Origin of the sequence: Paenarthrobacter sp. NPDC090520 (assembly GCF_044769205.1) — a bacterium.
Taxonomy (GTDB): domain Bacteria; phylum Actinomycetota; class Actinomycetes; order Actinomycetales; family Micrococcaceae; genus Arthrobacter.
In genome coordinates this window covers 1-6,653 of sequence record NZ_JBIVXM010000046.1, presented here as the reverse complement: position 1 = coordinate 6,653, position 6,653 = coordinate 1, and the positions used below count along the sequence as shown (strand labels likewise).

General features: G+C 64.9%; 4 protein-coding genes. 1 reads left to right on the top strand and 3 read right to left on the bottom strand.

What is annotated here, in order from left to right:
* Positions 1 to 366: 366 nt before the first annotated feature.
* The 3 genes from tyrS to ACIQTZ_RS23905 form a co-directional block, all read right to left on the bottom strand.
* Positions 367 to 1,677, bottom strand: a complete 1,311-nt coding sequence (gene tyrS / locus ACIQTZ_RS23915) for a tyrosine--tRNA ligase (protein WP_402984819.1) — start codon at positions 1,675 to 1,677, stop codon at positions 367 to 369.
* Between the two features lie 37 nt (positions 1,678 to 1,714).
* Positions 1,715 to 3,943 (bottom strand): AAA family ATPase, encoded by a 2,229-nt coding sequence (locus tag ACIQTZ_RS23910; RefSeq protein WP_400331612.1) that lies wholly within the window; start codon positions 3,941 to 3,943, stop codon positions 1,715 to 1,717.
* Positions 3,944 to 4,064: 121 nt separating this feature from the next.
* Positions 4,065 to 4,715 carry a DNA-3-methyladenine glycosylase gene (locus tag ACIQTZ_RS23905; RefSeq protein ID WP_402984817.1) on the bottom strand — a complete coding sequence of 217 codons (651 nt, stop codon included), beginning with the start codon at positions 4,713 to 4,715 and terminating at the stop codon, positions 4,065 to 4,067.
* Positions 4,716 to 4,797: 82 nt separating this feature from the next.
* Here ACIQTZ_RS23905 and ACIQTZ_RS23900 point away from each other — a divergent pair, with 82 nt between their 5' ends.
* Entirely contained in the window at positions 4,798 to 6,294 is a 1,497-nt protein-coding gene (locus ACIQTZ_RS23900) for an AlkA N-terminal domain-containing protein (protein WP_402984815.1), read from the top strand.
* The last annotated feature ends 359 nt before the right edge of the window (positions 6,295 to 6,653 follow it).

Genomic DNA, 6,653 nt, shown 5'->3' with positions numbered 1-6,653 from the left:
CGATCATCATCCCTGCCATCCCAGTCGTGGATTCAGACACGGCCGTCTCCTTCAGATCAGGCCAGACCCCACACACCGTTATTCAGACAGTCCCCACCGAAACAACGGGCCAGCGAGAAAGCGACACCCAAAACAGGCGATTCAATGAGAGAGCATCCCGGGGAAAGGGAGGTTCGGTGAGAGAGCGACACCCAAAACGGGCGATTCGGTGAGAGAGCGACACCCAAAACGGGCGGTTCGGTGAGAGAGCGTCCGGAAGGGAAAGCCAGCGACGCGTCTTTTTGCACGAAAAAGGCCGGCAACCCCCACGGGTTACCGGCCTTTTACAACAAGCAGGACAAACAGGACAAGCGGAACGGTGAGCGGCTAGGCGGAAACCTCTACCGTCGCCAGGTTCTTCTTGCCGCGGCGCAGCAGGAGGTACCGGCCGTGAAGCAACTGGTCCTGGCCAATAACGGCATCAGGATCAGAGATCTTGGCGTTGTTGACGTAGGCGCCGCCTTCTCCGACAGTGCGGCGGGCAGCGGATTTGCTGTCCGAGAGGCCGGAGGCAACCAACAGGTCGATGATGCCCAGGGAGTCGCTGCCGATCTTGGCGGACGGGAGTTCTGCGGTTGCTGCGGCGAGGGTTTGCTCGTCGAGTACGGACAAGTCGCCGTTGCCGAAAACAGCTGCGGATGCCGCGATGACCTTCTCCGTCGCGTCAACACCGTGAACCAAGGACGTGACCTCAAAGGCAAGCTTCTTCTGGCCCTCGCGTGCGAACGGTCGTTCTTCCACGGACTGACCCAGCTCCTCGATCTCGGCACGCGTGAGGAACGTGAAGACCTTGAGGCGGTCCACCACGTCGGCGTCAGCCGTGTTCAGCCAGAACTGGTAGAACGTGTAAGGGCTGCACATGGCGGCATCGAGCCAGATGGCGTTGCCTTCGGACTTGCCGAACTTGGTGCCGTCGGAGTTGGTGATGAGCGGCGTGCCCAAGGCATGGACGCTCTTGCCTTCCACCTTGCGGATGAGCTCAGTACCGCTGGTGAGGTTGCCCCACTGGTCCGAACCACCCGTCTGCAAGGCGCATCCGTAGTCACGGAAAAGCTGGAGGTAGTCCATGCCTTGCAGGATCTGGTAGCTGAACTCGGTGTAGCTGATGCCTTCGTCGGAGTTAAGGCGCGAGGCCACGGCGTCCTTGCGGAGCATGGTGCCCACGCGGAAGTGCTTGCCGATCTCGCGCAGGAAGTCGATGGCGCTCAGCGGCGCCGTCCAGTCAAGGTTGTTGACCATCCTGGCCTGGTTGTCGCCCTCGAAGCTGAGGAAGCGACGCACCTGGCCTTGAAGGTACCCGACCCACTCGGCAACGGTGTCCTTGGTGTTCAAGGTGCGTTCCGCCGTCGGGCGCGGGTCGCCGATCAGCCCGGTGGAGCCGCCCACGAGACCCAGCGGCTTGTGGCCAGCCAACTGCAGGCGGCGCATCACCAGGAGTTGGACGAGGTTGCCAAGGTGCAGTGACGGAGCCGTGGGGTCGAAGCCACAGTAATAGGTGATCGGGTCCCCCGCGAGCAGCTTTTCCAGTTCCATTTCATCAGTGGAAACGTGGACCAGGCCGCGCCATTTAAGCTCCTGCCAGATGTTGGCAAAGGCGGGATCGTTCTGTTGGGACTCGAGGCTGTTTACGTGTGACACGAGTTCTAAGTTAGCAGGATTGCCCACGCCGTTTTTCCTAGCGTTCGATGCCGGCCGGGAGGGGCGCGGCGGTGATGAGACGGAGGCGCTGGGTGGGCCGGGTCATGGCGACGTAGAGGTCGCCCACCTTCCCGTGTTCGTGGTTGAGCATGGCGGCAGGTTCCAGCACCACGACGCCGTCAAATTCGAGGCCCTTGGCTTCCTTGGGACTGATGACCACGATGTCTTGCTCGTAACTGCCGGCACCCGTGCCGATACGGCGTCCGTAGACTTCCCGGAGGGCTGTCGTGGCTTGCGGAAGCAGCTGCCCATCGGCAATCACCGCGAGCAGGCCGCCGTCGATCGCTTCGATTTCCTCGGGGAGGACATCCACCAGGCGCGACACGATGTCATCGGCACCCACACGGTCCACGATCGGCGACCATTTGCCCTCCCGCACGGCCTTGGGAGCGGAGACAACCAGCCCTGCACGGTTGGCCATGCGCACGGCGGCTTCTGCGATCTGGGACGGCGTGCGGTAGTTGACCGTAAGTTCCTCGAGCGTCCAGCGGTCACCGAACGACGGCGCCAGCGCACTTTGCCACGAATTGGCGCCGGCCGCGGCGCTCGTTTGGGCGATATCGCCCACGATCGTGAACGACTTCAGCGGGCAGCGGCGCACCAGGAGCCGCCACTGCATGGGTGAAAGTTCCTGGGCCTCGTCAACCACGATGTGGCCAAAGGCCCACGAACGGTCGCTGGTTGCCCGCTCAGCTGCCGTGAGACGGCCTTCGCGCTCCTGGTTCTGGTCCGCCAGTTCCTCGGCGGTCATGAGGACGTCCACTCCCATGGCCTCCATGTTGGCCAGTGTCTGCTTGGCGTTGGCGAGGTCGCGGGCACGGTCCGCCTCCTGCTGCGCCAGTCCCCTGCCGGCTGCCGGGTCCAACTCGCCCAGCAGTTCGGCGGCCTCATCCAGGAGCGGAACGTCGGCTTCGGTCCATGGGGCGTCCGCCGGCCGCTGCAGCAGCAAGCGCTGTTCCGGGGTCAGATGCGGAGTGCAGGCCTCCAGGATCTGCGGCTTGCTGAAGAGCTCGGAAACGAGTTTCTCCGGGGTCATGGGCATCCAGCACAGGTTGAGCATGATGCGCACGTCGCGGGCGGTCCGAACGTCCTCGGCGAGGTAGGCGCGATCGGCGTTGTTGCCGATGTTTGCGGCCTCAACCTGGTCCGTCAGTTGCTCGGTGAGTTCGCGGAGCAGGATCTTGATGAACGTCAGGCGGGCCTCGTTGTGGGGCTTGCCGGTGGCGCGCGCCTTGTCGCGGGCGCGCCGGACCTGCCGCTCGGTGAGGGTCAGCTTGCGCGAATCGACCTCAAGGATCCGGTCCTTGCCGGGGGTCCGCTGCCGGTTGGCCACCGCGTTGGCCACCACGGTTGCCATGTCCAGCTTGCCCTTGAGGGCGGCAATGTCCGCGTTCTCTTCCGGTACTGCGTGGATTCCCGGCATGAGCCGGCCGAGGCTCGCCATGACCACGCCGGTCTCACCGAGGGAGGGCAGGACGCGTTCGATGTAATGCATGAACGACGACGACGGTCCCACGAGCAGCACGCCCGCGCTCTTGAGGCGGTCACGGTGGGTGTAGAGCAGATAGGCGGCACGGTGCAGGGCAACAGCGGTCTTACCCGTTCCGGGACCACCTTGGACAACCAATGCGCCGGAAATCGACGAACGGATGATCCTGTCCTGCTCGGACTGGATGGTGCCGACAATGTCCGACATGCGGCCGGTGCGCTTGGAGTTCAGGGCGGCGAGCAAGGCCCCCTCGCCCTGCAGCGAATCGTCGTCGGCCAGCATGTCTGCGTCCAGGACGTCATCTTCGATCGCCTTGACGTCGCGGCCTTGGAGGATCAGATGACGACGACGGCGCACACCTTGGCGGTCGAATGCCGTGGCCTGGTAGAAGTGGCCGGCTTCGGGGGCACGCCAATCCACCATGAGCCGCTGCAGATCTGCCGTGGACAGCCCGATGCGGCCGATGTACTGGGCCTCGCCGGAATCCAGGTCCAAGCGCCCGAAAACCAAGCGATCGTCGACGGCGTCGAGTTGGGCAAGGCGGTCCTCGTACAGCGCGGCGAACGCGTCACGTTCCGAAACGTTCTGCATGGTTCCCACGGCACCGGCCTTGCGCACCTGCGCCAGTTGGGTGCGCTTCTCTTCGCGCAGCTCATCGAGCCGGGCATACAACCCGGCAACGTATTCCTGCTCGTGAACCAAATCAGCGTCGTGCATCGAAACCGTAACCCCTATCGCAAAAGACAGACCGTCCATTCTACAGCGATTTTGGTAAACGCGTGGGGTACGGGCCATCTGGTGGATAGCCGGCGCGTCGACGGGGCGTCGTGGCGTTGGATCAGGCAGTGGAGGGGCGGGGGCGCGGCCGTGCGGCTTTGTAGCGGGACACCGTGGGATCGTCCTCGATCCAGAAACGCCACGGGTATTCCGTGGTCCCACCCGGACCGGCAACGCCCACCCTCGGTCCGCTGGCGACGGCAGCCGCCGGTGACTCCGGCAACCACAGGCTGAAAGGTGCCGCGAGCGCGTCACGACCTGAGTCCGCCGTCGTAAGTCCCAGCGCCGACGCGAGCCGGGCCGGGCCGCTCGCCAGGTCTTTATGAGCCTTGGACGCCGGGCGGCGGGCCACGGCCAACTCTTCGCCCGCAACGATTTCGCCGGCGCGGAGCAACAAGGCCGAAGGTGCCCCCTCCGGCCCGCAAACTATGTTGGCGCAGTAGTGCATGCCATACGTGAAATAGACGTAGAGGAATCCCGGCGGCCCGAACATGGGCGCGTTCCGGGCCGTCCGACCTCCGTACGTGTGCGAGCCGGGGTCCGCATTGGCCGAGCCGCGCGGACCCATGTACGCCTCCACCTCCGTGAGCCGGACAGACACGGGACCGGACTCCGAGTAGTGGGTGAGCACCGCTCCGAGGACAAACGGCGCGAGGGTCCGCGGGTCTCCTGACAGGACGTCGCGGATGCCGTGTGCGTCGGTAGCTGCCATGTCTCAGACCTTAGCAACCAAGCTCCGCGGTCATGTCCGATTTCCGCTAGCAGCGGCGTCTGTCGACTGACAGGATGGAGCCATGGACTTCTGGCAGCGCTACAGGGCAATCGACGCCCGCGACCCCCGCTTTGACGGACAATTCTTCACCGCGGTCCGTTCCACGGGGATCTACTGCCGGCCGTCGTGTCCGGCCAGGACACCCAAAGCCGAGAACGTCACCTTCTACCAAACCTCGGCGGCAGCACACGAAGCCGGTTACCGCGCCTGCAAGCGCTGCCTGCCCGAGGCCGTCCCCGGCACGCCGGCCTGGAATCTCCGCTCCGATGTAGCCGGCCGAGCCATGCGGTTGATTAACGACGGCGTCATCACCCGTGAAGGCGTAGACGGACTGGCCCACCGGCTGGGGTACTCTGCGCGTCAGTTGAACCGGATCCTGAGCCACGAACTCGGTGCGGGTCCCCTGTCGCTGGCTCGGGCCAGCCGCGCTCAAACGGCCCGGACGCTCTTGGTCTCCACCGACATGCTGTTCGCCGATGTCGCGTTTGCGGCAGGCTTCAACAGCGTGCGGCAATTCAACGACACCATCGGCGAGGTCTTCGCCATGACTCCCACGGCGTTACGCGCCAGTGCGCCACGCTTGGTCCCCCGCCACGGCGACGAAACCGTGCCACCGGCAACACTGACCTTGAACCTGCCTTACCGGGAACCCTTAGACACGGGGATCTTCGACTTCCTCGCAGTGCGCGCAGTTCCCGGGATCGAAGCGGCCGGTGTGGGGCCGGACGGACGCCGTCACTATTCCAGGACCCTCCGGCTCCCCCGCGGCGAAACCACGTTTACGGTGTCCTACGATCCCGAGGCAGCCGGCACCAGGTCCCGGCTGCAACTCGCGGCTACCGTTGCCGACCTCCACGACCTCCCGGTACTGCTGAGCCGGGTCCGCCGGTTGTTCGATCTCGACGCCGATCCCGTCGCCATCGATGAAGCCCTCGCAGGCGACCCGCGGCTTGAACCGGGCGTCCGGGCCGTCCCGGGGATCAGGCTTCCCGGGGCCGTGGATCCCCAGGAGCTGCTGATCCGGGCCATGATCGGGCAGCAGATCACCGTGGCTGCGGCACGAACGGCGCTTACCCAACTATCGGCCGCCGGAACCCCTGCCGACACGGGCCGCCCGGGACTGGACCGCTTGTTCCCGACGGCGGCCGAGATCGCCGAAAACGGCCGGGAACTACTGCGGGGACCACAACGGCGCATTGAGTCCGTGATCTCCGCGGCTTCAGCCATGGCCGACGGCAGCCTCGACTTCGGCTACGGCGATGACGAGCCGGTCCTCGCCCGGAAGCTGCTGCCGCTCCCCGGCGTCGGGCCTTGGACCGTTGGTTACGTGTCCATGCGCGTGCTCGGAGCCCCTGACGTTTTCCTTGGCAACGACGCCGCTGTGCGCAACGGACTGAAAGTACTGCCGCCCGGTTCGCGTGCGGCGGGTTCGGAATTGAGTCCGGACTTCCGGGAAGTCAGTCCTTGGCGCTCCTACGCGGTCATGCACCTGTGGCGCGCCGCGGCTACGAAACGCTAACCCCCCCACCCCCGACGCTCTCTCACCAAACCGCCCGTTTCCACCGACCCTCTCTCACCAAACCGCCCTCATCCGCCGGATGCTCTCTCACCAAACCGCCCTTTTCGGCTGACCCTCTCTCGCCAAACCGCCCTTTTCGGCTGACCCTCTCTCATCAACCCGCCCTTTTCGGCTGACCCTCTCTCACCAAACCGCCCCCATCCGCCGATCCTTCATCACTTCCCTGAAGCAAGTGATAGAGAGGGTTCGCCCAACCGGCAATCAAGGGACTGTCTGAATAACGGTGTGTGGGGTCTGGCCTGATCTGAAGGAGACGGCCGTGTCTGAATCCACGACTGGGATGGCAGGGATGATGATCG